Genomic DNA, 26,070 nt, shown 5'->3' on the forward strand with positions numbered 1-26,070 from the left:
AGGGCCACTGCCCTTCTGTTGCCAGGTCCGCGCGTCCGGACTATTGGGCGCGCGGCCGGACTCTGCTCAGCTGTGCTAGTTTTTGCTCAGATGAGCAAAAAGACCTTCACCGAGACCGCGCGGCGGGCGCAGATCGTGGCCGCCGCGATCGAGACGCTGGCCGAGCTGGGGCACGCGCGGACCTCGTTCGCCCGGATCGCCAAGCGGGCCGGGCTGAGCAGCACCGGGTTGATCAGCTACCACTTCGCGGGCAAGGAGGAGCTGATCACCGAGGTGGCGGCCACCGTGCTGGCGGAGTTCCGGGAGCACGTGCTGCCCAGGATGGCCGGGCTGGACTCGGCCGGTGCGCAGCTGCGCGCGTTCCTGCTGGCCAACTTCGACTTCATGGCCGCGCACCGGCCGAAGTTGCTGGCGTTGCTGGAGATCGGCCAGGTGCTGCGCCCGAGCGCGGGGGATCCAGGTCTGCTGGAGAGCGATCTGGCCGGGCTGGCGGAGCTGTTGCGCGAGGGTCAGCGGCGTGGGGAGTTCCGCGAGTTCGACCCGAAGGTGCTGGCGCTGGCGATCCGCTCGGTGCGGGACGGGGTGCTGCGCAGGCTGGCGGCCGAGCCGGAACTGGACCTGGCCGCCTGCGCGGTGGAGGTGGTGCGGATGTTCGAGTTGGCCACGTGTGAACCGGGGGAGACATGGGCAGGGGAACAGCGGGACTAGCGCTGGCGGCATTGCTGCTGGCCGGCTGCACGAGTGCGCCGGCGGCGGCGGACGGGCTGGTGCGGATCGACACGGGTGAGCTGCGCGGCACGGTGGCGGCGAATCACCTGAGCTACCAAGGGATTCCGTATGCCGCGCCGCCGGTGGGCGCGGATCGCTGGCAGCCGCCGAAACCGGCCGCGGCCTGGACCGGTGTGCGGGCGGCGGACAAGCCCGGCAACGCGTGCCCGCAGGAGGGCACCGAGTACGCGAAAACGAGCAGCACCACCGAGGATTGCCTGTACCTCAACGTGACCACGCCGAAACCGGGCGGGCGCAAGCCGGTGCTGGTGTGGATCCACGGTGACGGGGTGGTCGGCTCCGGGGCGTTGTTCGACGGGGTTCCGCTGGCCACCTCCGGGGACGCGGTGGTGGTGACCATCAACTACCGGCTCGGCGTGTTCGGCGGGTTCGGCTACCCGGGACTGGCCGGGTCGGGCACGTTTGGGCTGGCCGACCAGCAGGCCGCGCTGCGCTGGGTGCAGCGCAACATCGGCGCGTTCGGCGGGGATCCGGGCAATGTCACCGTGATCGGCTCCTCCTACGGGGCTTCCTCGATCGGCGCGCACCTGGTTTCACCTGGGGGGCAAGGGCTTTTCCAGCGGGCGTCCGTCCACAGTGGAGAGGCGTTGATGCCGCTGCCCGCGGGCGCGGTGACGCCGGGGATCCCGGCGGTGGACTGGTTCATCTGGCGGTCGCTGGCCGAGACCGAGCAGCTGGGCGCGGCCATGGCGCCGGAGCTGGGTTGCGCGGACCTGGACTGCCTGCGGAAGCTCCCGGTGGACAAGCTGTTCCCGCTGATGCGGCTGTTCCAGAGCTACGCCTACGGCGGCGAGGTGCTGCCCGAGTTGCCGCCGAAGGCGTTGCGGGAAGGGCGATCCCAGGCGGTGTCGATGATGACCGGGATGACCAGGGATGAGCACCGGACCTTCGTCGGGCTGTTCCGGGACAAGCTGACCGCGCAGGAGTACCCGCGGCTGGTGGCCGAAGCGTTCGGCCCGCGGGCGGCGGCGATTCTGCGGGAGTACCCGCTGAGCCGGTTCGACTCACCGGCGCTGGCCTGGGCCACCGTGCTGACCGACGGACTGTGGGCCACGGCGACCTTCGAGCAGGCGGAACTGGCCGCGGGCAAGGGAAAGACCTTCGCCTACTCCTTCGCCGACCGGGACGCGCCGGTGTACCTGCCGTTCCCGGACACCGTGCCGCCCGGGGCTTTCCACGCCGCGGACACGCCGTACCTGTTCCCGGACAAGGGTTTCCGGGACAAGGCCGGGCCGGGGCAGCGCGAGCTGTCCGAGCGGATGCTGAAGTACTGGGCCAATTTCGCCCGCACCGGCGATCCGAACGGGCCGGGGTTGCCGCGCTGGGCGGAGTTCGGCGGTGCGAAGTACGTGCAGGCGCTGGCGCCCGGCGAGGGCACCCGTCAGGTCGACTTCGTGGCCCAGCACCGGCTGGAGTTCTGGCGGACCCTGCGCTGAGTCAGCGTGGCAACCCTGAGGCGCGCCAGGCGCCGGGGCCGGGCCGCAGCTCCGGGCGGTGCAGGCGGGCGCGATCACCCCAGGCCGAGCGGGGCTCCGGCTCCGGCTCGGCCTGCGGTGCGCTGGCCAGTCCGGCGACCACCGCGGTCAGCGCGGCCAGTTCGAGGTCGTCCGGGGTGCCCCGGACGACCCTGAGCAGGGGACGTTCGCTCATGGCTTCAACTCCCGCAGCTTGTCCAGCGTCTTCAGTACCAGGTCCTGGTCACCGACCGCGACGTACACCTCCGCGTTGAGCCCGCGGAAGTTGTCCGTGTAGTTGGTGACCTCCATGGTGTAGGCCCCGCCCCAGGCGTTGTACGCGCGCGGCGCCTCGCTGTGCGCCCAGAAATAGGTGTTGTTCATCGGCGCCCCGGCGGGCGCCTGGAACGGGAACCGGGACCGCTGTAGGTAGAAGGCCATGCAGTGGGAGCCGGTCTCGGTGCAGCGCAGCACCGGATCGGCCTGCCCGCCCTCGTCGTGGCCGAACTCGGTGAGCTGCTTGGCATCCAGGTTGTACCGGTACTGCGCGCTGAATTCCTTGAGGGTGTAGGCGACCAGCGTGCTGGCCACCGTGCGCGGGCTGTCCTCGCTGACGATGTCACCGCGGACGCGGAAGACGTTGGGCAGCGGTAGATCGTGGTCCGGCGCCAGCGCGATCTGGCTCCACAGCACGTACTGGGACAGACCGTCGGAGAACGGCGAGACGTTGCGCTGGTAGTCCGTGGCCTTGCAGTTCGCGGTCTCGCCCGGGTTCGGGTGACCCTCCTGCCCGTACGGCACGTAGTTGGCCATCCGGTTGACCGAGCTGAAGGTGGCTCCGGTCAGCTTCGGGTCGTGCAGGTAGCTGGTGCTGTCGCCGTGGAAGGGCGCGTTCGTCTCGCGGTCATCGTCCTGGCTGCCGGCCTGGGTCGGGTTGAAGCACTCGGTCGGCCCCGGTTTGCCGGTCGGGTCCTGCAGCCGGGTCACCAGCGGGCGCAGCGCCCACTGGAAGGCCGCGCCGTGCCCACCGCTGCCGATGAATTCCCTGCCGCCCCAACGAACTGACGCGATCGACCCGGCCAGCGCGGTGGAGGTGGTCACCGACACGGCGCCGTTGTCCGCGGTCAGGTCCGGGAACTCGCGGCCCCAGTTCTTCTGCTCCGCGCACTGCGACTTGTAGATCATCGTGAAGTCGTAGTGCGCCTTGATCCGCAGGTTCAGGTTCGCCGGTGCGGCGCACTCGTCCTGGGCCGCCGCGGCGGCGGGCGCGGGGACAGCCACGGCCAACGCGGCGGCCAGGAGCAGGAAACCGGTTCTCACAGCGGGATGTTCCCATGCTTCTTCGGCGGCAGGGTTTCCCTTTTGTCTTTCAGCAAATTCAGCGCGCGGGCCACATAGCCTCGGGTATAGGAGGGCGGGATCACCGAGTCCACGTAACCGCGTTCGGCGGCCACGTACGGGTTGCACAGGGCGTCCTCGTACTCCTGCTGGAGCTTGGCGCGCAACGCGTCCACGTCCTCGCCGCGCTCGGCCGCCTGGGCCAGTGTCTTGCGGTGCACGATGTTGGCCGCGCCCTGTGCGCCCATCACCGCGATCTGCGCGGTCGGCCAGGCCAGGTTCACATCGGCGCCCAGGTGCTTGGAGCCCATCACGTCGTAGGCGCCGCCGTAGGCCTTACGGGTGATCACGGTGACCAGCGGCACGGTGGCCTCGGCGTAGGCGTAGATCAGCTTCGCGCCGCGCCGGATGATGCCGTTCCACTCCTGGTCGGTGCCCGGCAGGAAGCCCGGCACGTCCACGAAGGTCAGCACCGGCACGTTGAACGCGTCGCAGGTGCGCACGAACCGGGCCGCCTTCTCACTGGCGTCGATGTCCAGGCAGCCGGCGAACTGGGTGGGCTGGTTGGCCACCACGCCCACGCTGCGCCCGTCCACCCGGCCGAAGCCGATCAGGATGTTCGGCGCGAACAACGGCTGCACCTCAAGGAATTCGCCGTCGTCGAGGACCCGGGTGAGCACCTCGTGCATGTCGTAGGGCTGGTTCGCCGAATCCGGGATCAGCGTGTCCAGCTCGCGGTCCTCCTCGGTGAGCGAGTCGGCGATGGAGGACTCGGTCAGCGCCGGGCCCGGGTAGGCCGGCGGCTCGGAGAGGTTGTTCGCGGGCAGGTAGGACAGCAGCGACTTGACGTAGGAGATCGCGTCTTCCTCGTCGGAGCCGAGGTAGTGCGCGTTGCCGGACTTGGTGTTGTGCGTGCGCCCGCCGCCCAGTTCCTCGAAGCCGACCTCCTCACCGGTGACGGTCTTGATCACGTCCGGGCCGGTGATGAACATATGCGAGGTCTTGTCCACCATCACGGTGAAGTCGGTCAGCGCGGGGGAGTACACGTGCCCGCCCGCGGCCGCGCCCATGATCAGCGAGATCTGCGGGATGACCCCGGAGGCCAGCGTGTTGCGCCGGAAGATCTCGCCGTAGAGGCCGAGGGAGACCACGCCCTCCTGGATCCGCGCGCCACCGCCCTCGTTGATGCCGACCAGCGGCCGCCCGGTCTTGAGCGCCAGGTCCATCACCTTGACGATCTTCTCGCCGTAGACCTCGCCCAGCGAGCCGCCGAAGACGGTCACGTCCTGGCTGAACACGCAGATCGGCCGCCCGTCCACGGTGCCGTAGCCGGTGACCACGCCATCGCCGTAGGGCCGGTTGTGCTCCTGACCGAAGTTGGTGGAGCGGTGCCGGGACAGCTCGTCCAGCTCCACGAACGAACCGGGGTCGACCAGCAGGTCGATCCGCTCGCGGGCGGTCATCTTGCCCTTGGCGTGCTGGCGTTCCACCGCCCGCGCCGATCCGGCGTGCACCGCCTCGTCGTTGCGGCGGTACAGGTCGGCCAGCTTGCCTGCCGTGGTGTGGATGTCCGGTTCGGCCGGGGCGGACTCCAGCGGCTGCCCCATCGGCGCGGTGGCACTGCTCATGACCAGGCAGCGTAACCAGCATCACGGCGGAAGCTACCGGCCCGTAGCCCATGTCACGTCGACGTCACCCCTTGACCTCCACCGCGCTGGAGGTCACACCGTGGACCCATGCGTGATGACCTGGACAAACTCCTCGCCAGCCTGGAAGTTCTGGCCGACACCGGGGCCGAGCGGCGCGGCTACCTGGCCAACCACGGCCCGATGGCGGCCGAGGCGCTGGTGGCGCTGGGCCAGTCCGCGGCCGCCCCGGACTGGACCCTGCGGTACCGGCCGATCCTGGAACCCGAACCCGCCGAACGGTTCCGGCTGGACCCCGCGGACTGGCCCGAGCAGCTCGGCGAGATCGACCGGCTCGGCGACTGGACCGGCCTGTTCCGCCGCGAACTCACCGAGCGGCCCTGGCCAGAGGTGCTGCGTGCCTGGTGGCCGCGGCTGCTGCCCGGACTGGCCGCCAGCGCCACGCACGGGGTGATCCGCACCGCGCACGGGGTGCGCGCGCTGGAGCTGGCCGGGGCGGACCCGGACCCGCTGCTGGTGGACGAGTTGGCCAAGGGCCTGGGTTTCTGGGCCGCCCGCTACCAGGAACTGCCCGGCTCGCCCGCACTGCGCGGCCCGGACCCGCTGGGCGTGGCCTTGACCCGGCTGCCCCGGCTCACCCCGGACAAGATCGGGCTGGGTGGCGGGATCAGCGGCGATCTGGCCCACCTGGACGAGCTGCCCGGGTTCGCCGAGGGCCTGGACGGCTACGGCGCCCCGGCCGATCCGGCGGCCGTGCTGGACGAGCTGATCAGCGCGGCGGCCAGGGTGTTCCTGGCCAGGCCGGAGGCGCCGATCGAGTTCTGCCACGCGGTCACCGCGCCCGCCGCGATCCGGCTGGTGCTGCCGCATCTGCCCGCTGAGTTCGCCGCGCCGGCGGTGGCCGCGTCCTGGCAGGTGGTCGGCGGGATCGTGGCCGCGTTCTCCCCGGACCGGATCGACGGCCTCGACGTCGTGCTGGCGGAGCCGCCCGCCGCCGAGGAGCTGGTGGCGCGGGCGGTGGCCTCCGGCGACGCGCACGTGATCAAGCTGACCGAGGCCGCGTTCCGGGAGCACGCGCGCACCGGCGACACCGCCCTGCTGCACGCCGCGCACGCGATGGCCGACCGGTGGCCGTGATCAGGCGCGGCCGTAGATCACCGTCCAGTAGTAGTGGCATTCGCCGCCGACGGCCCGGCTGATGCCCACCGAGCGCACGTCGCAGCGCAGCGCGGGTGAGCCGTCGTCGGCGATCGTGGGCGCCATGTCCTTGGCGGTCTCCCGGTAGGCGGCCACCGCGGCGCCCGCGGTCTGCTGGTAGCCCGCGGCCCGGGCGCGATCGTCGACCGAGGTGCCGTCCGGGCTGGACATGCCGATGTAGTTGTTCTTCATCATGTCCGTGCTGTGCTGCCTGGCCGCGGTGTTCAGCCGCGGGTCCTGGCGCAGTGGCGGGCAGCCCGCGGCCGAGCGGCGGTCGTTGATCAGCACCGTGAGCGCCTCGCCGGGACCGGCCGGGGCGGTGCTCGGCGGGGTGCTGCTCGGGCGCGGGCGGGTGGTCGAGGTCGGCGGCGTGGAACTGCTCGGCGGTGGCGGGGTGGTCGTGGTCGGTTCCGCGGTGGTGGTCGAGGTGCTGGTGGCCGGGGGTGGCGGCGCGGCCTGCGGCGGGTCGACCGGGTGCGGCAGCAGGTAGTAGCCCACGGCCAGTGCCGCGGCCAGCGCGACCGGCACGGAAGCCTTGAACACCAGGGAGTTCCCGGCGTTCACCGGCAGCAGCGCCGGGTGGTCGGCGGCCACCGAGGCGCCCGCGAACAGCACGCCCAGCACGGTCAGCGGCGTGGTCAGGCGGCCGGCCAGGTCCCGGCACTGCGGGCAGCGGCGCAGGTGCCGGTCCACGCTCATCCGCTGCGGCAGTGACAGCGATTGCGGCCGGCCGGGGACCAGCTCGGCCAGTCGCGGGCAGCGGCGCGGGTTGCGCGCGACCAGCAGCATGCGCACCGCGTTGCCCAGCGCGGAGCGGGCCCGGTGCGCGAGCACCGCGGCGTGGTTGGCCCGCACGTCCAGGGCCTGTGCCAACTCCGGACCGGACAGGCCCTCGCGCACGGTCAGCTCCAGCACCGCGAGCTGCCGCGGTTCCAGGCTGGCCGCGGCGTCCCAGACCAGCCGGGCTGCCTCGTGCGCGGCGGCGGCCTCGGCCGGGGACGCCTCGCCGTCGACCAGCTCGGGTAGCTCCGGCAGCAGCGCGGGACCCGGCCTGCGCAGGTGATCCAGCGCGGCCCGGTGCGCGATGCTGACCAGCCAGGGCCGGAACCGTTCGGGTTCGCGCAGGTCAGCCAGGTTGCGCAGGGCGCTGACGAAGGCTTCCTGGCTGAGGTCCTCGGCCAGGTGCGGATCGCGGACCATGCGCCGCACAAAACCGGCGACCGCGGGCCAGTGCCGGGCGTAGAGCGTCGCGAACGATTGCGACGAACCGGCCGCCGCGGCGCGGACCAGATCCGCGTCAGTGGGTTCCTGGGTCTGCACGAGCGGGGCCTCCGGACGCGAGTGCCGAACCTTTCCCGGACTTTTTCGACTCAGACCGTAATCCCTCCGGGCGAGTTTCCGTCCTCCAGACGAGTGGCTGGGCCCGCACCCCTGCTCGGGCCCAGCCACTACCCGTGTCCGGCACCCCGGAAAGGACCCCCTGACAAGTGACCGCACTCGAGAGGAGCAGACGATGGCGGCGGAACCGGACGATCATCGCCGTGCTGGCCGCGGCGACGGTGGGAGTGGGTGTGGCGGCATGGCTGACCACGCCGGAACAGCAGCCGCTGCCGGTGGCGGCATTGGCGACGCTGCCGCCAGGGATCGTCGACCCCGGTTCCGGCGTGGGTGGCCCTGCCCCGTCCGCCTCCGCCGGCCCGAGTGAGACCGGCACGACTGCCAGCAGCACCAGCCCGACCAGCCTGACCAGCGCGAAGCCCAGCCCGACCAGCGTCAGCCCGTCGAGCAGCCCGAAGCCCAGCCCCAAGCCGAAGCCGAGCAGCCCGGCGCCCAGCCGCACCCCGAACCCGCCGTCCGGGGACGCGGCCGAGCAGTCCGTGCGCGAGCTGGTCGACGCCGAACGCGGCAAGGCCGGTTGCGCCGCGCTGCGCTGGGACGACCGGCTGGCCAGGGCCGCGGACAAGCACAGCGCGGACATGGCGACCAACGACTACTTCTCGCACACCTCCCAGGACGGGCGATCCCCGTCCGACCGGGTCAAGGCCGAGGGCTACCATGGCGGCGCGGGCGAGAACATCGCCGCAGGCCAGACCACGCCCGAATCGGTCATGAAGACCTGGATGAACAGCCCTGGGCACCGGGCCAACATCCTCAACTGCGACTACAAGTCGCTCGGGGTCGGCCTGCACCGCGGCGGCAGCTACCGCTTCTACTGGACGCAGAACTTCGGCCTGGCCTGACCGGCCGTTCACCCGGGTTTTCGTACACTGGTCCGGTGCGTGATTGGGACGATCAGGCGCCCGCGGAACGGCCCCCGCTGGACGCCGAGGGGCTGCGCGAGAAGCTCGTGCGGCCGGGTGGGCCGTACGCGGCGCTGGAGGTCGTCTCCTGCACCGGATCCACCAACTCCGACCTGGTCGCCGCCGCGCAGTCCGGCGCGGCGGACCGGACGGTGCTCATCGCCGAGACCCAGACCGCCGGCCGTGGCCGCAACCACGACCGGCAGTGGTTCTCCCCGCCGAGGGCCGGGCTGTACCTGAGCGTGTTGCTGCGCCCCGGCGGGGTGCCGTTCCCGCGGCTGGGCTGGCTGGTGATGCTGGCCGGGGTCGCGGTGGTCAACGCGGTCGGCGAGCTGTGCGAGGTGCAGGCCCGGCTGAAGTGGCCGAACGACCTGCTGGTCGGCCCGGACCTGGCCAAGTGCGGCGGCATCCTGGCCGAGGTGGTCGCCGGTCAGCCTGAACCCGCGGTGGTGCTGGGCATCGGCGTCAACGTGCACCACACCAGGGACGAGCTGCCGGTGGGACCCGGCGGGCTGCGGCCGACCTCGCTCGCGCTGCAACAGGCCGCCAGCCTGGACCGCCAGCTCCTCGCGGTCCGGCTGCTGGAGGAGCTGGCCAGGGCCGAGGCGCACTGGCGGGAGGCCGAGGGCGATCCCGGCCGGTGCGGACTGGTCGGGGACTACCGCTCGGCCTGCTCGACCCTGGGCAAACAGGTCAGGGTGGAACTGCCCGGCGGCGCGGAGCTGACCGGCTTCGCCGCCGACGTGGACCTGGACGGCCGCCTGGTGATCCGCACCACCACCGGCGAACTCAAACCGGTTTCCGCAGGTGACGTGGTGCACCTGCGGCCGGTCACGCCGACCGGGGTGGCTGGTTAGGGCCGGTCGTCGGGGTGCGCGGTCAGTGCGCGCCGGTACCGTGATCGTCGACCGAATGGTGTGCCATTCCTGGAGGAAGTGCCGTGGCCTATCCGGACGACCTGCTCGCCGACAACGAGCACGTCGTGGTCCACAAACACCCGCACTGGAAGATGCTGCTCATCCCGGTGCTGGTGCTGCTGGTCACCATCGGGCTCGGGCTCTACCTCGCCGCGCTCATCCAGGACCTGAGCTGGGCCGGCATCGGCTGGATCGTGCTCGGCGTGCTCGGCGTGCTGGTGGTGGTGATCTTCGTGCTGGTGCCGCTGGTGCGCTGGCGGTCAACGCACTTCGTGGTCACCACCCAGCGGATCATGGTCCGGGAGGGCGTGCTCACCCGCACCGGCATCGACATCCCGCTGTCCCGGATCAACAGCGTCCGGTTCAAGCACGGCCTGCTGGACCGGGTGCTCGGCTGCGGCACCCTGATCGTGGAGTCCGCCTCGGACGAACCACTGGAGTTCGACGACATCCCCGGCGTGGAACGCGTGCACACCCTGCTCTACCGAGAGGTCAACGATGACCCTGACGACGACTTCGTCCGCAATCGTCAACCGCGTGAGGACGGCCGCTGATGGGCGCGCGTGAGGTCGGACTGCCGAGCACGGTGCTGCCGGTCAACACCGAGGACCTGCCCGGCCGGGTGACCATCTGGGAGGTCGGCGCCCGCGACGGGCTGCAGAACGAGCAGAGCGCGGTGCCGGTGGAGGTGAAGCTGGAGTTCCTGGACCGGCTGGCCGACAGCGGCCTGTCCGTGCTGGAGGCGACCAGTTTTGTGCATCCCAAGTGGGTGCCGCAGCTGGCCGACGCCGAGGACCTGCTGGCCGGGCTGACCCGCCGCCCGGACGTGATCTACCCGGTGCTGGTGCCCAACGAACGCGGCCTGGACCGCGCGCTGGCCGCCGGGGTGGACCACATCGCGATCTTCGGCAGCGCCACCGAGACCTTCGCCCAGCGCAACCTGAACAGCAGCCTGGACGTGCAGTTCGCCATGTTCGACCCGGTGGTCACCAGGGCCCTGGAAGCGGACATGTCGGTGCGCGGCTACGTCTCGATGTGCTTCGGCGATCCGTGGGAGGGCCCGGTCCCGGTGCAGCAGGTGGTCGAGGTCGGCCGCCGGATGCTGGAGATGGGCTGCTGGCAGCTCTCCCTCGGCGACACCATCGGCGTGGCCACCCCGGGACACGTGGAGGCGGTGCTCGGCGGCTTCATCGAGGCAGGCGTGGACCCGTCCATGCTCGCGGTGCACTTCCACGACACCTACGGGCAGGCGCTGGCGAACTCGTTGAGCGCGCTGTACTGCGGAGTGTCCACAATAGACTCATCAGCCGGTGGGCTGGGTGGTTGCCCGTACGCGGAATCGGCCACTGGCAACCTGGCCACCGAGGATCTGGTGTGGATGCTGGACGGCATGGGCATCGAACACGGGGTCGATCTGGACAAGCTGGTCGCCACCAGCGTGTGGATGGCCGAGCGGCTGGGCAGGCCGAGTCCGTCCCGGGTGGTGCAGGCACTGGCCAAGTGACCCCGGAAACCGAGTGGCTGGACGGTTTTCCGTTACTGGCCTGGCAACTCGACCGGCCCTGGCTGGCCATCTCCTCCGCGGTGCTCGGCGGTGGCGTCGGCGAACGGGACTGGGTGCTCAACGCCACCGTGCCCACCGGCTACGACCGCACCGATCCGGAAGTCCACTGTGCACAGATGGCGGAGCGGATCGGCTTGTCCGGCAACGGAACCGCGTTGCTGACCGCGGTGGATGTGCGGCACGCGGTGCTCAGCGAGGGCGCAGGGGTCAGCGTCACCGCGACCACCGGGGTGGGCCAGCCGCTGTGGGCGGCCTCGGCCGAGCCGCCGGTGTGGCTCCCGCCGCCGGGCACCATCAACGTGGTGGGCTGGCTGCCGGTGCGGCTGACCGAGGGCGCGCTGGTGAACGCGGTGGCCACGGTGGCCGAGGCCAAGGCGCAGGCGCTGGTGCAGGCCGGTATCGAGGGCACCGGGACCTGCACGGACGCCACGGTGCTGTTGTGCCCGGCGGATGGCTACCCGGAACGGTACGGCGGGCCGCGCTCGCTGGTCGGGTCGGCGCTGGCACAGGCGGTGCACACCGCGATCAGCACCGGGCTCAAGCTCACGGCGGCGGAAGCTCGGTTCGGCTCGTGATGCCGAGTTTGCGGTAGGCGCTGCTCAGGTGCAGTTCCACGGTCCGGCGCACGACGAAGAGCCGGGCCGCGATCTCCCGGTTGCTCAGCCCGTGCGCGGCCAGGTTGGCCACCCGCAACTCCGTCGGCGTCAACGCTTCCAGGCCGCTGTGCGCCTGCCGCCGGGGCCGGGCGCCGGAGACCCGGAGTTCGGCCCGGATCCGCCGGTCCACCACGGTCGCCCCGCACTGCTGGGCCAGCGCGCCGGCCAGCCGGAGTTGGTCGCGGGCCTCGGCGAGCTGGTTGGTCTTGCGTAACGCGGTGCCCAGATCGGCCAGCGCGCGGGCGTGTTCCAGTGGCGCTTCGGCCTCGGCGAGCACCCTGGCCGCCTCGCGCAGCAGTTCCACCGCCGCGCTGCCGCGGGCCAGCACGCCGGAGACGCGCAGTGCGCCGCCGATGGCCTGCGGGCTGCCCCAGGAACGGGCCAGTTCCAGCTCCTCCATGGCCAGGGCCTTGGCGGTGCCAAGCCTGCCCAGGGTGGCCAGGCCGATGGCGGCGGCCGAGCGCCAGGGCACCACGGCGGGGTTGGGCATCCGCCAGGCATCCAGCCTGCGGCCCGCGCAGAGCAGGTCTTCCACGCCCTCGGCCGGGGCGCCGGTGGCGATCCGCAGCCGGCCTCGACCGGCCAGCAGCCAGGCCCCGGCCAGGCCGCCGGGTAGCTGGTCGGCGGCCAGGATTTCCTCGTAGAGCCGGTGCGCGCCTTCCACATCGCCGGTTTCGGACAGGGTGTCGGCCAGCCGGGTCGCCGCGGTCACGGCCAGGCCGTGCGCGTACCGGGGGCCGAAGCGGACCAGTGCGTTCAGGCAGGCGCGGGCGTCGTCGCGGCACTGGGTGAGCCTGCCCAGCCGGTAGCCGACCTCGGTGCGTACGGCGAGAGCGAAGGCGAGGTCGGCCGGCGAGCTGGCGGCCTCGAAGAGCCGGTCGGTCTCCTCGGCGGCGGCCGCGTTGGCCCCGGCGATGCTGAGTGCGAGCGCGGTGGCCGGTCCGGAGAGCAGCGCGGTGTCCGCCTCGGCGCAGGCCCAGGACAGCACCCGGTCGCGTTCGGATCCAGCCAGGATGGCGCGCACGCTCCACAACACCGGCGGCAGTTCCGCGCCGGGTTCCGGGGTGAGCCGGGCCGCGGCGGTGGAGGAGTGCAGCAGCGCAAGGAGGGCCTCGCCGACCAGCAGCGCCTCGGTGACCTCGGGGTCGGCGCACTGTTCGCGCACCTCGGTCAGCACCCGCAGCCCGTCCTCGTGCCGACGGCTCAGGCAGAGCAGCCCGGCCAGCTGGCGGGCGATCTCCGCGCGTTGCGCCGGTTCGGTGCTCACGGTCAGCGCCCGGCGCAGCGCGGCCACCGCGCCTGCCACGTCCAGGTGGCTGAGCACCGAGCCGAGCCGGACCAGGATCCCGGCCCGCTGCCGGTTGCCGAGCTGTTCGCGCAGCGCGGCCCGCAGGTAGCGCACGGCGTGCCCGGTGCGGCCCGCGGTGACCGCCTCGGCCGCGGCCAGTTCCAGCACCTGCGCGGCCCACGCCTCGCCCAGCGGTCCGGCCCGCAGCAGTTCGGCGCCGACCCGTTCCGCGCCGGCGCCCCTGGCGTGCAGCAGCCGGGCCGCGCCGCCGTGCACGTGCTGCCGGGCCTCCTGGCTCAGATCGGCCGCCGCGGCCGCGCGGACCAGCGGCTGGCGCAGGGACACCTGGTCCCGCCGCCAGTTCAGCAGTCCGGCCTCAGTGAGCGCGTCGGCCAGCCGGGCGGCCCGTTCCGGGGACAGCCCGCGGATCGCGCCGGCCAGGTCCAGTTCGACCTCCTCGCCGAGCGCGGCCAGGGTGCCGGCCAGCTCGGCGGCGCCCGGTCCGAGTTCGGCCAGCACCAGCCGCAGCCAGCTCACGATCTCCGCGGGCGGCCGTTCCAGCAGTGCCCGCACCGTGCTCACCGTGGGCGGCACCCCGCCCTGGCGCAGTCCGCGCAGCAGGGCGTGCACCAGGAACGGGTTGCCCGCGGTGGCCGCGTGGCAGGCCGCGCCGACCCCCTCGGCCACCGGCACCCCGAGCAGTGCGCCCGCAATCGTGGTGACGTCCGGGATGGACAGTCCGTCCAGGACGATGTGGTGCGCGAACCGGTCCGCCAGATCCGCGGGCCACACCTCGGCTGGCGCGGTGGTGCCCAGCACCAGCACCCGTTCGCCGCCGATCCGGCGCAGCAGGTAGGCCAGCCAGCGGGCCGAGGCGGTGTCCGCCCAGTGCAGGTCGTCGATGGCGATGACCAGCGGGCGTTTCTCGCTGAGTCCCACCGCGACCCGGTACAGCTCGTCCACCGCGTCATAGGGCAGATAACGGGTCTCGTGCCTGCCCAGCGAGCGCACCGCGGCGGCGGGCACGCCGGGTGCGCGCCCGCCCGCGCTCACCACGGTCAGCTCCCGGCCGCGGTCGATTTCCTGGCCGAGCAAACGTTCGGAGAACAGTTGGCGCAGCAGGCACAACGGGAAATCCGCCTCCCACCGGTCCGCGCCGGCGGCCAGCACCAGATCGCCCGCGGCCCGCGCGCGGGCCAGCACGGCCCGCAGCAGCGCGCTCTTGCCCGCGCCGGCCGGACCGCGCAGCAGCGCGCTGGTCCCGTGGCCTGCGTGCGCGAGGGAGAGCAGCTCGTCGACCGCGTTCAGCTCGACCGCACGTCCGACGAGATCCACCCACTCCCTCTTTCTCTTCGCGGGCCGCCTTCAGCATGGACGCCTGATCCTCACTCAGGTTGACCCGATTGAGCGATACCTCTCGTGATCTGTCCTACCGGGAGCACGGCAAACCCGAAACCTTTCGGACCCTGCCGAGAGGCCACGACTTTCGCTGATGAGCAGGCTCAAAGGTGCACACGAACGAATGACCACGGATGAGTGAACGGGAGGTCCGAAGTGGCCGGTTCAACACTGCGCCTGCGCGGTCCGAGTGGCCGGGAGGTGACCGTCGGCCTACCGGATCAGGCCCGGGTGACCGCGGTCGCGGCGGAGGTGCGGTTCGCCGGCGGCGTCTACAGCCGCGGCTTCCAGATCGGCCCGCGCGGCTACCACGAGTTCGCCTGCCGGGAGGTGCTGCCAGCCACCCCGGTGGACCGGTTCCTCGGCGCCGGGCGGGAGATCGTGGTCGCGGCCACCGCGGACCGGGACACCACGGTGGTGAGCTGGCTGGGTCCCTTCCACGAGCTGCTCACCGTGTTCAGCGGTCCGGCGCCGGAGCGGGAGACCCTGGTCGCGCTGTTCGCCGGACTTGACCTGGACGACCGGCCCGAGGGCCTGCGGGTGCGGGCCGTGGTCGAGCAGGTCCTGGAACGGATCACGCTCACTGTGCACGGCCGCGGCACCGTGACCATTCCCGGGCCGGAGACCGCCCGCCAGGTGCTGCCCAAGCACCGCGGCGCGCCCACCCCCGGCGGCGAACTGTGGCGGCTGGCGCTGCCCGGCCGGGCGGGCTCGGCCGACGCCAGGGACTACCTGTTCGTGGTGGCCGGACCGCGCGGCGCGGCCGAGGTGCAGCTCAGCCGGGACACGGTGGCCTCCACCGAGGAGCTGCTGGACTGGGTGGGCGGCCTGGACGTGGCCTGGGCAGGCCGCTGATGGATCCCGTGCTCGCCCTGCTGATCCTGGCCTGGGCCGCGATCACGCTGCTGTACCTGGGCCTGGCCGCGGTGCTGCGCGAGGTGCGGCTGCTGCGCCGCGGGCTCACCGCCGGCCAGGCCACCGGACTCGGCGGCACCGACCTGCGGCTGCCGGAATCGGTCACCGCGAAGCTGGCTGGCCCGCGCACCGTGCTGGTCGCCGACTCCGGCTGCCCGCTGTGCCAGTTCACCGCCACCGAACTGGCCCGGCACGCCGACCGCCCCGTCCTGCTCACCTACGAGGATCGCGCCGCCTGGCCCGAACTGCCCGGCTCGGTCGAGTTGATCACCGACCGGGACGCCTGGCAGGGCCTGGCCCACCTCAACCCGCCGATGCTGCTGTCGGTGGCCGCTGACGGCCGGATCGACTCCCTGGTCCTGCCCACCTCCGCCGCGGACGTGCTCCGCGCGCTGCGCGCCCCGGAAAGGCAGCCCTCGTGACCCTCCGCCTCGACCTCATCCCGCACGCCGACGTCCTCCCCGAGGGCGGCTACTCCAGCACCGGCGGCCTGCGCGCGCTGCGCACCCCGGCCAGCCGCCGGGGCGTGCTGCGCGGGGTGGCGCTGTCCGCGCTCACCCTGGGCACTCTGTCGCTGACCTGGGGCAACCGCAGCGCGCAGGCCGAGACCGGGCCGGGTGGCCTGGAGGGCTGGGACCGCAACGACTGCAAGGACGCCTACCCACAGGGCTACCAGGAGGACAAGGACACCGGCGGGCAGTTCCGCAACGCCGCGGGCGCCTGCTTCGGCGGCGAGTTCCGCTCCAGCGAGTACTGCGCCAACGGCTGGCACCGCTCCGGCACCTTCGGCGCCGAGGTCTACGCCACCGTGAGCAGCTCGTGCAGCGGCAAGAACGCGTGGAAGTGGCGGACCCCGGACGGCCGGGTGTACCGCTGCTCCGACGGCAACCTCACGGTCACCAGGAGCGGCACCACGAACACCTACTTCACCATCTGCCGCGCCCTGGTGCGATGACCAGGCTGCTCTGGCACCCGCTCACCTCGGCGGTCCTGCTCGCGCTGGTGGCGCTGGCCGGATTCGCCCTCGACCGCGGTGGCGCCGGCTGGTCCTGGCTGGTGGTCGGCGCCACCGCGGGCTTCGCGGTCAGCGGCTCCACCTGAAGCCGGAACTCAGCCTCGGTGCTGGGCTCGCCGGTCTGGCGGGGTGTCGCGCCCTTCGCGTTCGCGGGGGGATTGTTGCTCGGCGGTGTGCTGAGCGCCTTCGGGTTCCTGGTGCTCGGCTCGGTGCTGCGGCCGTTCGCACCGACCGTGGTGCTGGCCGGGCTGGTCACCGGGTGGCTGATCACGGTGGTGCTGCGGGAGTTCGGGCTGCTCCGGTTCCCGTTGCCGCAGAACGCCCGGCTGGTGCCGGAGACGGTGTTCCGGCACGGCCCGGTGTTCGGCCCGCTGCAGTTCGGGCTGGAGATGGGCACCGGCCTGCGCACCTACGTGACCAGCGGCCTGCCGTACGCCGCGCTGGTGCTGCTCGCCCTGTTCGCCAGTCCGCTGACCGCGTTGCTCACCGGGCTGGCGTTCGGGGCCGGGCGGTCCGTGATGACCTTCGGGGTCCGCTGGCACGGTCCGCCCGGCGCCTGGGACGCGGCCTGGCTCCGGCACTCCCGGCCGCTGACCGCCTTGCTGTGCCTGGCTTTCGTGCTGGCTCAGACCAGCGTGATCGTCGGGCCCTGAGCTGGCACCAGCTCGCCGATCACCGGCGCGCCCGGCACCTCGCCTGCCACCAGCAGGCCGCCGGAGGTCTGCGCGTCGGCCAGCAGCAGGGCGTCCACTTCGGACAGTCCGGCCAGTTCGGCGTGCGGGCGCACCCAGTCCAGGTTGCGCCGGGTGCCACCGCTGACGTACCCGGCCTCGGCGGCCGCGCGGGCCCCGTCCAGGTAGGGCACCGCGGCCGGGTCCAGCACCGCGGTGACCCCGCTGGCCCTGGCCAGCTTGTGCAGGTGCCCGAGCAGGCCGAAGCCGGTCACGTCGGTGGCGCAGCGCGCGCCACCGGCCACCGCGGCCTCGGCGGCCCGGTCGTTCAGCGCGATCATGGTGGCGACGGCCTGCGGGAAGACCTCGCCGGTCTGCTTGTGCCGGGTGTTGAGCACACCGGTGCCCAGCGGTTTGGTCAGCGACAGCGGCAGTCCCGCGCGTCCGGCGTCGTTGCGCAGCATCCGGGCCAGCTCGACCAGCCCGGTCACCGCCAGCCCGTACTTGGGGTCGGCGTCGTCGATGCTGTGCCCGCCGCCGATCGGGCAGCCCGCCCTGGCCGCGATCTCCGCGCCGCCGCGCAGCACCTCGGCGGCCAGCTCCATCGGCAGCACCTCGCGCGGCCAGGCCAGCAGGTTCACCGCCAGCACCGGCCGGCCGCCCATCGCGTAGACATCGGAGAGCGCGTTGGCCGCGGCGATCCGGCCCCAGTCCGCCGCGTCGTCGACCACCGGGGTGAAGAAGTCGGTGGTCAGCACCAGCCCTCGGGTGTCGTCGAGGCGGCGCACGGCCGCGTCGTCGCCGTTCTCCGCGCCCACCACCAGATCCGGGTGCGGCGCGGCCAGGCCGGACAGCACCGACTCCAGCTCACCGGGCGGGATCTTGCAGGCGCAGCCGCCGCCGCGCGCGTACTGAGTGAGTCTCACTCACCCGATCATGGCTCGCGGGTGCCGAACATGCCGACAAAGGTGGTCCGCATGACAACCTCGTCACCCCGATAGGCGCGCCCGGTGATCTCCACCAGGCCCAGCCGCTCCCGGCTCTTGGACCGGCGCGCGGAGATCACCTCCAGCTCGCTGCGCAGCACGTCGCCGGGGAAGACCGGCTTCGGCCACAGCAGTTCGGAGCAGCCCGGCGAGCCCTGCGAGGTGGAACCGGCCAGCACGTGGTCCACATAGGACCGCATCCACAGCGAGCTGGTGTACCAGCCGGAGGCGCACAGCCCGCCCAGCACCGAGGCCGCGCCCGCCTCCTCGTCCAGGTGGAAGGGCTGCGGGTCGAAGCGCTCGGCGAAATCGAGCATCTCGTCCTTGTCGATCACGATCTCGCCGAGCGGGATGATCCGCCCCGGGATGAGGTCCTCGAACGCGATGGCTGCCATGCCAACGATCGTGCCACTGAAAAGCCTTCGATCCAGCGGGAACCGGGAGGGGTGTTCGGCCGTCAAAGGGGTGACCTGCGTCCCACCCCTGGAGGTCTCGTGCCGACCGACCACAAGGCCCAGGTGGCCGAACTGATCGCCGACTACCGGCGCAGCCGTGACCAGCTGGGCACCGTGCAGCGCGCCTTCCGCGAAGTCAGGGAGACCGCCAGCAGCGAGGACGGCCTGGTCACGGCCACCGTCGGCCCGCGCGGCACGCTGGTCGATCTGCGGATCACCGAGAACGCCTACCAGCGCTACCGGGCCGCCGAACTGGCCCAGGTGGTGCTCCAGGTGACCGAGGCCGCCGCCGCGCTCGCCGCGGCCAGCGCGGCCCGCGCCCTGGCCCCGCTGCTGCCGGTGGACGCGGATCCCCAGGCGGTGCTCGACGGCAGCGGCGATCTCACCGAGGCGGAACTGAACCTGCGGCCGCCACGGGCCGATGAGGACTTCGAACAGCAGAACTGGCTGCGTGCGGGAGGAGAGCGGTGAGCGGGTTCCGGGTAGAACACGAGCGGCTCAGCCGGGCCGCCGGGGACTTCGACGATTACGGCGACCGGGCCGGGGCCATCGCCACCGAACTGCAGCGGGCCCTGACCGAACAGGGCGAGTGCTGGGGTTCGGACGCGGTGGGCCGCAACTTCGCCCGCACCTACCTGCCGGACGCGCAGGCGACGCTGAAGGCCCTCGGCGAGTTGCCAGAGGCGCTGGTGGCGGTCAGCGGCAAGCTCGCGGACACCGCGGAGGAGTACCGGAGCAGCGAACGGGACGCCGAGCAGAAGCTGAAACTCACCTGAGTTCAGGTGAGCGCCGGGAAGTCGGGGAGAGGACGGTATGGGGATCGAGCTACCGCCGGAGGTGGCCCAGGTCGCCAAGGCGCTGCGGGTGCAGTGGCCCAAGGGCGATGAGGACAAGATGCGGCTGGCCGCCAAGGCCTGGCGTGCGGCCGGTGACGGGGTCACCCGGCTGTCCACCGAGACCGACGCGGTCGCCCAGCACGCGCTGCAGGCGGCCAAGGGGGACGCGGCCGAGTCGGCCAGGAAGCACTGGAACGGCTTTGTCGCCGCGGACACCGGCCGGATGCCCGCCATCGCCAAGGGCTGTCTGCGGGCGGCACAGCGACTGGAGCACGCGGCCACCGAGATCGCGGCCACCAAAACCAAGATCATCGCAGAGCTGCTGAAGCTGGTCCGGCAGAGCGAGGTCGCCCAGCTGCTGGCCTCCGAGGGCGGTCTGGAGGCGCTGGCCTCGGGCAACTCCCAGGCCAGCAGCGCACTGGCCAACCTGACCAGCCTGACCGACAAGCTCGCGGGCACCGTGGTGCTCGGCGGCGACGGCTCGGTGGAGACCGACCTCTACCCGGTCACCGGCCCCGGCGCCAGGGACGGCAAGACCGGCTTCCAGGTCGACCCGGCCACCGGCTGGCTGCTGGACCCGAAGAGCGGTCGACTGATCCACCCGGAAAGCGGCAACCTGCTGGGCATGCCCGGTGAGTACGTGCGTGACGGCGAGGGCAACCTCGTCTACCAGAACTCCGGCCAGCCGGTGGACGTCTCCAAGGTGCTCCAGCCAAGGGACGGCGAGTACCCGCTCCCCGGCGGTGCTTCCGGGGCGCCCCCGGCCGCACCGCCGGGCACCCAGCCCGGGTTGCCCACCGAGCCGCGTCAGCCGGACCCGGGCCGGGCGGGCGATCACGAGCAGCCCTCCTTCGGTCCGCAGCCGGGCAAGGGCGCGCCGCCGCCGTACTACGACCCGAGCCCGCAGACCGGCCCGATCGAGCTGCCCCGGCAGCACCAGCCGGGACCGCCGCCGCCGTACTACGACCCCACGCCGACCCCGGTGCACCGCGCGCCGGCCGCCCCGGCCCCGAACCAGGTCCAGCTGTCCTGGGCGGGTTCGCCGGAACCGGTCGCCGCCCCACCCGCGGCTCCACCGCCGGTGACCGCGGCCCCCGGGCCGCCCCCGCCGCAGCCGCCACCCAACTTCCAGCAGTTCGGACCGGGTGCGCCCGGTGCGCCGCCGGCGCCGCCCCCGGTCGCGCCGCCGGCCGCCCAGCCGATCGCCGGACCCGGTCACTCCGCCGTCGGCGCCCCGCACGCGGGCGCGGCGGCGGGCGGCGCGGCCGGGGTCGCGCCGGTGCCGGTGCCCGGCGGCCGCGGTGGCGTCGGGCTGGACGGCGGGTTCGGGCCGAACAAGGACTGGCGCGGGGTCCGCCCCGGCGCCGGGTACCTGGACATGGCCCCCGGCGTGCAGCCGATCGTCGAACCGGACCGCCCGGTGGCCGCCAAGATCCCGCTCCCGGCCCGCAAGGACGACGAGCTGGCGCTGTTCCTGGTGCACCTGTTCCCGTTGGGGCACATGCCAAGGCCGGCCAACCGCCCGGACCGCCAGCTGCCAAGGCCGCGCGCCGAACTGGACTACGCCGCGGGTCTGCGCTTCGCCCCGCACGACCACCCGCAGTCCGGGCTGATCACCGGCTACCCGGTCGCGCCGGTGCCGCGCACCCCCGGCCTGGCCGCCGACCACCCGGCCGTGCTGGCGCTGATCCCGGACTACGACCCGCTCGGCGGCCAGCACGAACGCGACTGGGACCGCCGCTTCCTGGCCCGCGCGGCCCAGGACGACCGGGCCGCCGAGTACGCCTGGCCGCCCGCCGAGCTGTGCCCGGAAGGCGGTGTCGACCCGGACGGGGCCGAGCCGATCGTGCTCTCGGTCGGGTCGATCGTGGACCGGTTCGGCCAGCGGGACGGCCGGGTCTTCGCCGTGGACGGCACCCCGTTCACCGAACGCGGTCTGCCACCGGAACTGATCGGCCAGGGCTACCACCGGTTCCAGGTGGCCCGCGAGCTGCCGGTGTGGCGCACGGTGGCCGCGCCGTGGTTCGGTCAGGCAGGCGGCGGGGTCCGGTTCCGGGCCACCCACGCCGCCGCCGAGCTGGTCGCCCTGGGATTCCTGGTCGAACTGGGAGAGGAAGTCAACGCGTGAACGCCGAGTCGATCGGGGAATGGCTGCGCGCGCTGGGCGTGCCGCCGCAGGTGGTGTCCATCGGCGCGGAGGCCGACAACGCGTGGTGCCTGCTGCGCGACGAGGTCGCCGACGAGGAGGGCCAGTTCGGCTGGGAGGTCTTCTGGCGCGAACAGGGCAACCGCTACGACTGGGCCCGCTTCTCCAACGAACAGGTGGCCTGCTTCTACCTGTTCGGCCGCCTGACCTGGGCCCAGGTCTCCCGCGGCGCGCTGGGCGTGGTCCAGCAAGTGCCCTGACGACTTGGGCCAACTGGTACGCCCGGTTTGCCCAAGTGGGCGTACCAGTTGGCCCAAGTCGGGCGGGAGAGGGTCAGTGGGTGAGCTGGTCGAGGGCGGGCTGGTGGAGTAGGCCGTTGCTGGTCAGGACGCTGCCGCCGGTGTAGTCGGGTTTGCCGGTCAGGTCGGTGAAGCGGCCGCCGGCCTCCTCCACCAGGACCTGGGCCGCGGCCACGTCCCAGGGGTTCACGATGGCCTCGGCGGCCAGGTCGATGACACCCTCGGCGACCAGGCAGTGCTGCCAGAAGTCGCCGAAGGCCCGGTTCTCCCAGCAGGCGTCGACCAGCCGCAGGTAGGCATCCCGGGAGTGGTATTCCACCCAGGAGCCCAGGTGCGTGGTGGACAGGTAGGCATCCGCCAGCTCGCGCACGCCGGAGACGGCCAGCCGCTGTGGCTCGCCGCCGGTGGGCGCGGCCCAGGCCCCGGCGCCGCGAGCCGCCCACCAGCGGCGGTGCAGGGCGGGGGCGCTGATCACGCCGAGGACCGGGCGGCCGTCCTCGACCAGGGCGATCAGGGTGGCGTAGGCGGGCACACCGCGCAGGAAGTTCTTGGTGCCGTCGATCGGGTCCAGCACCCAGACCCGGCCCGCGCCGGAGTCGGTGCCGCCGCGCTCCTCGCCCGCGACCTCATCGTCCGGTCGTTCGGCGGTCAGCACGGTCCGGATGGCGTCCTCGACGGCCAGGTCGGCGTCGGTGACGGGGGTTCGGTCGGGCTTGCGCTCGACCACCAGGTCGCGGGCGCGGAAGCGATCCAGGGTGATCGAGTCGGCGGTGTCGGCCAGGCGCAGCGCGAGATCAAGATCCGCGGAATACGTGGTCACGTCCAGCAGCCTAGGCTGGTGCCGTGAGTGTGGTGCTGCTGGCTGAGGACGACCCCGCGATCGCCGACCCGTTGTCCCGCGCGTTACAGCGCGAGGGCTACTCGGTGCACGTGGTCGCGGACGGGGTCAGCGCGCTGGAGGCGGCCAGCAACGGCGAGGTCGACCTGCTGGTGCTGGACCTGGGCCTGCCCAAGCTGGACGGCCTGGAGGTCTGCCGCAGGCTGCGGGCGAACGGGCGGGGCATCCCGGTGCTCATGCTCACCGCACGCGCCGACGAGGTCGACTTCGTGGTCGGCCTGGACGCCGGGGCCGATGACTACGTGGCCAAACCGTTCCGGCTGGCCGAGCTGATGGCCCGGATCCGGGCCCTGCTGCGCCGCCGCTCGCCGGGCACGCTGGAGGCCAGCGGCGTGCGGCTGGACCTGGCCGCGCGCCGGGTGCTGGTCGACGGGCAGGAGGTCACCCTGGCCAACAAGGAGTTCGAGCTGCTGCGGGTGCTGATGCAGCGGGCCGGGCAGGTGGTCAGCCGGGACGAGATCCTGGAAGAGGTCTGGAACGACCCCGAACTGCGCGGCAGCAAGACCCTGGACATGCACATCTCCTGGCTGCGCCGCAAGATCGGGGACACCCAGGGCGGCAACACCGAACGCCGGATCGCCACCGTGCGCGGCGTCGGCTTCCGGTTCAACAGCGATTAGGTGATGAGGAGGGGTGCCGGTGCGTCGCCGAATCCTCCAGTCCACCCTGCTGGCGGTGGCGGTGACCGGGGTCGCCCTCGGGCTGCCGCTGGGCTACACGGCGCTGACCGTGGTGCACGACGTGACCCACCGGGACCTGGCCAACCGGGCCCGGCAGATCGCCGCGGTGCTGGACAACCAGCTCGCCGAGCGCAGGCAGATCGACATGTCCGCGGTGGACGTGCTGCGGCCCGAAGGCGGCCAGATCCGGATCACCGGGCTGTCCTCCGGGGACCGCACACTGGGCGCGAGCCCGGCGCCGGATGAGATGAGCGAATCGGTGCCGATGGCCCAGCACGGCCAGGTGACGGTGGCCGCCAGCGCCGCGCCGCTGCGCACCGACCAGCTGGAGGTCGCCGGGGTGGTGGCCCTGCTGGTGGTGCTCTCGGTCGGCATCGGCGCGACCGTGGCCACGGTGACCGCGCGCCGGCTGGCCGAGCCGCTGCGGCACGTCGCCGACCGGGCCGCCCGGCTGGGCGCGGGTGACTTCCGGCCCGATCCGCGGCGCTACCGGATAAACGAACTGGACAAGCTGGCCGAGGCGCTGGACACCTCGGCCTCGGCACTGGCCCAGCTGCTGCAACGGGAACGGGAGCTGATCGGCGACGTTTCGCACCAGCTGCGCAGCAGGCTGACCGCGATGCAGCTGCGGCTGGAATCGCTGGCCATGCACGCCGAGGAGGCCACCGCCGAGGACGCCAACGCCGCCCTGGAGCAGTCCGAACGGCTGTCCACGGTGCTGGACGAGCTGCTGGCCGCCGCGCACGCGGCCCGCGCGGTGGACGCCGAACCGGTGGACCTGGCCTCGCAGTTGCCGATCATGGTCCAGGAGTGGCGGGCCTCGCTGCGCCAGCACGGCCGCGCACTGCGGCTGCGCGCGCCCAACGGGCTGCTGGCCAGGGCCACCCCGTCCCGGCTGCGCGAGACCCTGGGCGTGCTGCTGGACAACGCGTTGCGGCACGGTGGCGGCACCGTGCACGTGAGCGCCCGGCGCGGCGACGCGATGATCGTGGTGGAGGTCACCGACGGCGGTGGCGGGGTGCCGGAGGACCTGGCCGCGCACATCTTCGAGCGCGGCGTCTCCGGCGGCGGTTCGACCGGCGTGGGACTGGCGCTGGCCAGGGCGCTGGTGGAGGCCGACGGCGGGCGGCTGGAACTGTCCGTGCCGCGCACGGCCACCTTCAGCATCTTCCTGCCGGTGCCGCGCGCCGACGACGTGCCCGACCTGCGCTGGCCGACCGAGGCCAGCCCGCGCTGAGGGACCGGAGTGGCCGTAGATCAGGAGTGGCCGAGCTGCTCTTCGTCCTCATCGGTGCGCTTGGGCGTGCTCCGCCGGGCCTTGCCACTGCCGTTGGCCACGCCGTTGGCCGCGGTCCCGTTCGCGCTGCCGTTGGCCTCGTGGTCGGTGAGCACCGGCGCGCCCACCCGGTAGGTCTTGTGCGGGCGCACGCCCTCCTCCGGGAAGACGAACTTCCGGAAGGCCCACCAGCGGAACAGCATGCCGATCAGCACACCGCCGATCTGGCCGATGAAGAAGTCGCCCAGCTCCTGGGAGAGCAGGCTCACGTCCGGGTAGCGCAGGTCCAGCACGTACCGGGAGAAGGCCAGCGGGGCCGTGTAGATGCCCACCGCGATACCGCTGACCAGGAAGTACAACGCCGCTTCGTGCTGCTTCTCGCGGCCGCCGCGGGTGCGGAAGGACCACTCCCGGTTGAGCACGTAGGAGACGATGGTCGCCATCAGCACCGCGATGCCCTTGGCGATCAGCGGCTTGGTCTCCAGCACCGTCAGCTTGAGGCCGTAGAAGATGCCGCTGTCGATGAGGAAGGTCGTTCCGCCCACCAGGGCGAACTTCAGCAGCTCACGGTGCTTGAGCAGGTGCCGCCGCAGGCCCTGCGGCAGCAATCCGAGCACGGTCTCCACAACGGCCACTCCGGCAGTCTACGGATTCCATTCACCCGGTTGGCCTCAGCGCAGCGGAACGGACCGCTCCTCCGCGCCGGCGAGGCGCTTCTCCGCGCGGACGGTGTGAATGATGGTGTGCACCTCGGGCTTGCTCGGCGTGGCGTCCTTGGCCGCGGGGAAGACGAACTTCCGGAAGGCCCAGTAGCGGAACACCATCGCCAGCAGGGTGCCCAGGATCAGGCCGCTGAGGAAGTCCGACATCTCCTGCACGGCCCAGCTGACGTGCGGCTCCTCCAGGAACAGCGCGTACCGGGCCACCCACATCGGCGCCGAGCTGATCACCACGCCGATGCCGCTGATCAGGAAGTACAGCGCGGCCTCGTGGTGGCGCTCGCGGCCGCCGCGGGTGCGGAAGGACCACTCCCGGTTGAGCACGTAGCCGACCACGGTGGCCACGATCACGCCGATTGCCCGCGCGGTCACCGGCTTGGTGTCCAGGATCGTCCACTTCAGGCTGTACATCACCACGGTGTCGACCAGGAAGGTCGCGCTGCCGACCACGGCGAAGCGGAACATCTCCCGGTTCTGCCGAATCCAGTCGCGGTATCGCGGGGGCAATGTGGCGAACACGGCTTCGGCTGCGAACACCCGGGGGAGTTTAGAGATCGACGATCACACCCCCCGATCGGCCCGTGCCTAATTCACCAACTACCGGCCGGGTTTGCCGGGTTTGTCAGT

General features: G+C 72.5%; 28 protein-coding genes and 1 pseudogene. 19 read left to right on the top strand and 10 right to left on the bottom strand.

The features are described 5' to 3' along the window. Positions 1–90: 90 nt before the first annotated feature. Positions 91–708 (top strand): TetR family transcriptional regulator, encoded by a 618-nt coding sequence (locus MZC64_RS10905; RefSeq protein ID WP_247763314.1) that lies wholly within the window; start codon positions 91–93, stop codon positions 706–708. Next, entirely contained in the window at positions 684–2,225 is a 1,542-nt protein-coding gene (locus MZC64_RS10910) for a carboxylesterase/lipase family protein (protein WP_247763315.1), read from the top strand. Before MZC64_RS10905 ends, MZC64_RS10910 begins: the two co-directional genes overlap by 25 nt. A gap of 1 nt (position 2,226) precedes the next feature. On the opposite strand, the gene MZC64_RS10915 is transcribed toward MZC64_RS10910, so the two are convergent. Genes MZC64_RS10915 through MZC64_RS10925 form a run of 3 tightly spaced genes read right to left on the bottom strand, consistent with a single transcriptional unit; the run spans position 2,227 to position 5,209 of the window. After that, complete coding sequence (locus MZC64_RS10915) at positions 2,227–2,439, bottom strand: acyl-CoA carboxylase subunit epsilon (RefSeq protein WP_247763316.1); 213 nt, start codon at positions 2,437–2,439, stop codon at positions 2,227–2,229. After that, a complete protein-coding gene (locus MZC64_RS10920; protein WP_247763317.1) occupies positions 2,436–3,563 on the bottom strand; it encodes a hypothetical protein in 1,128 nt (375 codons plus the stop codon). Before MZC64_RS10920 ends, MZC64_RS10915 begins: the two co-directional genes overlap by 4 nt. Continuing rightward, positions 3,560–5,209, bottom strand: a complete 1,650-nt coding sequence (locus tag MZC64_RS10925) for an acyl-CoA carboxylase subunit beta (RefSeq protein ID WP_247763318.1) — start codon at positions 5,207–5,209, stop codon at positions 3,560–3,562. Before MZC64_RS10925 ends, MZC64_RS10920 begins: the two co-directional genes overlap by 4 nt. Positions 5,210–5,317: 108 nt before the next feature. On the opposite strand from MZC64_RS10925, the gene MZC64_RS10930 reads away from it, so the two are divergent. Continuing rightward, positions 5,318–6,364, top strand: coding sequence for a questin oxidase family protein (locus tag MZC64_RS10930; RefSeq protein WP_247763319.1), 1,047 nt, complete (start codon positions 5,318–5,320; stop codon positions 6,362–6,364). On the opposite strand, the gene MZC64_RS10935 is transcribed toward MZC64_RS10930, so the two are convergent. Next, a complete protein-coding gene (locus MZC64_RS10935) occupies positions 6,365–7,744 on the bottom strand; it encodes a sigma-70 family RNA polymerase sigma factor (protein ID WP_247763320.1) in 1,380 nt (459 codons plus the stop codon). 167 nt (positions 7,745–7,911) lie between these two features. On the opposite strand from MZC64_RS10935, the gene MZC64_RS10940 reads away from it, so the two are divergent. The 5 genes from MZC64_RS10940 to MZC64_RS10960 all read left to right on the top strand — a co-directional run bounded on the left by MZC64_RS10940 (position 7,912) and on the right by MZC64_RS10960 (position 11,780). Further along, a complete protein-coding gene (locus tag MZC64_RS10940; protein ID WP_247763321.1) occupies positions 7,912–8,664 on the top strand; it encodes a CAP domain-containing protein in 753 nt (250 codons plus the stop codon). A gap of 35 nt (positions 8,665–8,699) precedes the next feature. Then, entirely contained in the window at positions 8,700–9,581 is an 882-nt protein-coding gene (locus MZC64_RS10945; RefSeq protein ID WP_247763322.1) for a biotin--[acetyl-CoA-carboxylase] ligase, read from the top strand. A gap of 83 nt (positions 9,582–9,664) precedes the next feature. Then, positions 9,665–10,195, top strand: a complete 531-nt coding sequence (locus MZC64_RS10950) for a PH domain-containing protein (protein WP_247763323.1) — start codon at positions 9,665–9,667, stop codon at positions 10,193–10,195. Next, complete coding sequence (locus MZC64_RS10955; protein ID WP_185001683.1) at positions 10,195–11,145, top strand: hydroxymethylglutaryl-CoA lyase; 951 nt, start codon at positions 10,195–10,197, stop codon at positions 11,143–11,145. Before MZC64_RS10950 ends, MZC64_RS10955 begins: the two co-directional genes overlap by 1 nt. Next, on the top strand, positions 11,142–11,780 hold the full coding sequence (locus MZC64_RS10960) for an adenosylcobinamide amidohydrolase (protein ID WP_247763324.1): 639 nt from the start codon (positions 11,142–11,144) through the stop codon (positions 11,778–11,780). The genes MZC64_RS10955 and MZC64_RS10960 overlap by 4 nt, the downstream gene beginning before the upstream one ends. Here MZC64_RS10960 and MZC64_RS48595 read toward each other — a convergent pair. Next, positions 11,749–14,484, bottom strand: a complete 2,736-nt coding sequence (locus tag MZC64_RS48595) for a LuxR family transcriptional regulator (RefSeq protein WP_247763325.1) — start codon at positions 14,482–14,484, stop codon at positions 11,749–11,751. The genes MZC64_RS10960 and MZC64_RS48595 overlap by 32 nt on opposite strands. Before the next feature lie 219 nt (positions 14,485–14,703). Here MZC64_RS48595 and MZC64_RS10970 point away from each other — a divergent pair, with 219 nt between their 5' ends. From MZC64_RS10970 to MZC64_RS10990, 5 genes are read left to right on the top strand one after another with little or no spacing between them, the layout of a single operon-like run. Continuing rightward, positions 14,704–15,402 carry a hypothetical protein gene (locus MZC64_RS10970; protein WP_247763326.1) on the top strand — a complete coding sequence of 233 codons (699 nt, stop codon included), beginning with the start codon at positions 14,704–14,706 and terminating at the stop codon, positions 15,400–15,402. Next, positions 15,402–15,884, top strand: a complete 483-nt coding sequence (locus MZC64_RS10975; protein ID WP_247763327.1) for a hypothetical protein — start codon at positions 15,402–15,404, stop codon at positions 15,882–15,884. The genes MZC64_RS10970 and MZC64_RS10975 overlap by 1 nt, the downstream gene beginning before the upstream one ends. Further along, positions 15,881–16,417 (top strand): hypothetical protein, encoded by a 537-nt coding sequence (locus tag MZC64_RS10980; RefSeq protein WP_247763328.1) that lies wholly within the window; start codon positions 15,881–15,883, stop codon positions 16,415–16,417. The genes MZC64_RS10975 and MZC64_RS10980 overlap by 4 nt, the downstream gene beginning before the upstream one ends. Next, positions 16,414–16,563 (top strand): hypothetical protein, encoded by a 150-nt coding sequence (locus MZC64_RS10985; RefSeq protein ID WP_247763329.1) that lies wholly within the window; start codon positions 16,414–16,416, stop codon positions 16,561–16,563. The genes MZC64_RS10980 and MZC64_RS10985 overlap by 4 nt, the downstream gene beginning before the upstream one ends. Positions 16,564–16,581: 18 nt before the next feature. Continuing rightward, entirely contained in the window at positions 16,582–17,130 is a 549-nt protein-coding gene (locus MZC64_RS10990) for a hypothetical protein (protein WP_247763330.1), read from the top strand. Here MZC64_RS10990 and selD read toward each other — a convergent pair. Both selD and MZC64_RS11000 read right to left on the bottom strand, forming a co-directional pair. Then, positions 17,103–18,074, bottom strand: a complete 972-nt coding sequence (gene selD, locus MZC64_RS10995) for a selenide, water dikinase SelD (protein ID WP_247763331.1) — start codon at positions 18,072–18,074, stop codon at positions 17,103–17,105. The genes MZC64_RS10990 and selD overlap by 28 nt on opposite strands. Positions 18,075–18,082: 8 nt before the next feature. Then, positions 18,083–18,529 carry a MaoC family dehydratase gene (locus MZC64_RS11000; RefSeq protein WP_247763332.1) on the bottom strand — a complete coding sequence of 149 codons (447 nt, stop codon included), beginning with the start codon at positions 18,527–18,529 and terminating at the stop codon, positions 18,083–18,085. 99 nt (positions 18,530–18,628) lie between these two features. On the opposite strand from MZC64_RS11000, the gene MZC64_RS11005 reads away from it, so the two are divergent. The 4 genes from MZC64_RS11005 to MZC64_RS11020 are packed head-to-tail and all read left to right on the top strand — an operon-like array spanning position 18,629 to position 21,831. Next, complete coding sequence (locus tag MZC64_RS11005) at positions 18,629–19,060, top strand: YbaB/EbfC family nucleoid-associated protein (RefSeq protein ID WP_247763333.1); 432 nt, start codon at positions 18,629–18,631, stop codon at positions 19,058–19,060. After that, on the top strand, positions 19,057–19,365 hold the full coding sequence (locus MZC64_RS11010; protein ID WP_247763334.1) for a WXG100 family type VII secretion target: 309 nt from the start codon (positions 19,057–19,059) through the stop codon (positions 19,363–19,365). Before MZC64_RS11005 ends, MZC64_RS11010 begins: the two co-directional genes overlap by 4 nt. 37 nt (positions 19,366–19,402) lie before the next feature. Then, the gene (locus MZC64_RS11015) at positions 19,403–21,553 is read left to right on the top strand and encodes a TNT domain-containing protein (RefSeq protein ID WP_247763335.1); all 2,151 of its coding nucleotides are present in this window, start codon (positions 19,403–19,405) and stop codon (positions 21,551–21,553) included. Next, the gene (locus MZC64_RS11020; RefSeq protein ID WP_185001696.1) at positions 21,550–21,831 is read left to right on the top strand and encodes a hypothetical protein; all 282 of its coding nucleotides are present in this window, start codon (positions 21,550–21,552) and stop codon (positions 21,829–21,831) included. Before MZC64_RS11015 ends, MZC64_RS11020 begins: the two co-directional genes overlap by 4 nt. A gap of 73 nt (positions 21,832–21,904) precedes the next feature. Here MZC64_RS11020 and hisN read toward each other — a convergent pair whose 3' ends face one another. Further along, positions 21,905–22,696 (bottom strand): histidinol-phosphatase, encoded by a 792-nt coding sequence (gene hisN, locus MZC64_RS11025; protein WP_282105198.1) that lies wholly within the window; start codon positions 22,694–22,696, stop codon positions 21,905–21,907. 17 nt (positions 22,697–22,713) lie between these two features. On the opposite strand from hisN, the gene MZC64_RS11030 reads away from it, so the two are divergent. After that, the gene (locus MZC64_RS11030; RefSeq protein ID WP_247763337.1) at positions 22,714–23,388 is read left to right on the top strand and encodes a response regulator transcription factor; all 675 of its coding nucleotides are present in this window, start codon (positions 22,714–22,716) and stop codon (positions 23,386–23,388) included. A gap of 19 nt (positions 23,389–23,407) precedes the next feature. Then, positions 23,408–24,685 (top strand): ATP-binding protein, encoded by a 1,278-nt coding sequence (locus MZC64_RS11035; RefSeq protein WP_247763338.1) that lies wholly within the window; start codon positions 23,408–23,410, stop codon positions 24,683–24,685. 194 nt (positions 24,686–24,879) lie between these two features. Here MZC64_RS11035 and MZC64_RS11040 read toward each other — a convergent pair. Both MZC64_RS11040 and MZC64_RS11045 read right to left on the bottom strand, forming a co-directional pair. Beyond that, positions 24,880–25,359, bottom strand: a pseudogene (locus MZC64_RS11040) (GtrA family protein); the annotation flags it as partial. A gap of 36 nt (positions 25,360–25,395) precedes the next feature. Continuing rightward, positions 25,396–25,980: a GtrA family protein gene (locus MZC64_RS11045; RefSeq protein ID WP_247763339.1), complete on the bottom strand. Its 585-nt coding sequence runs from the start codon at positions 25,978–25,980 to the stop codon at positions 25,396–25,398. Positions 25,981–26,070: the final 90 nt, after the last annotated feature.

Origin of the sequence: Crossiella sp. S99.2, assembly GCF_023094165.1 — a bacterium.
Lineage (GTDB): Bacteria > Actinomycetota > Actinomycetes > Mycobacteriales > Pseudonocardiaceae > Crossiella.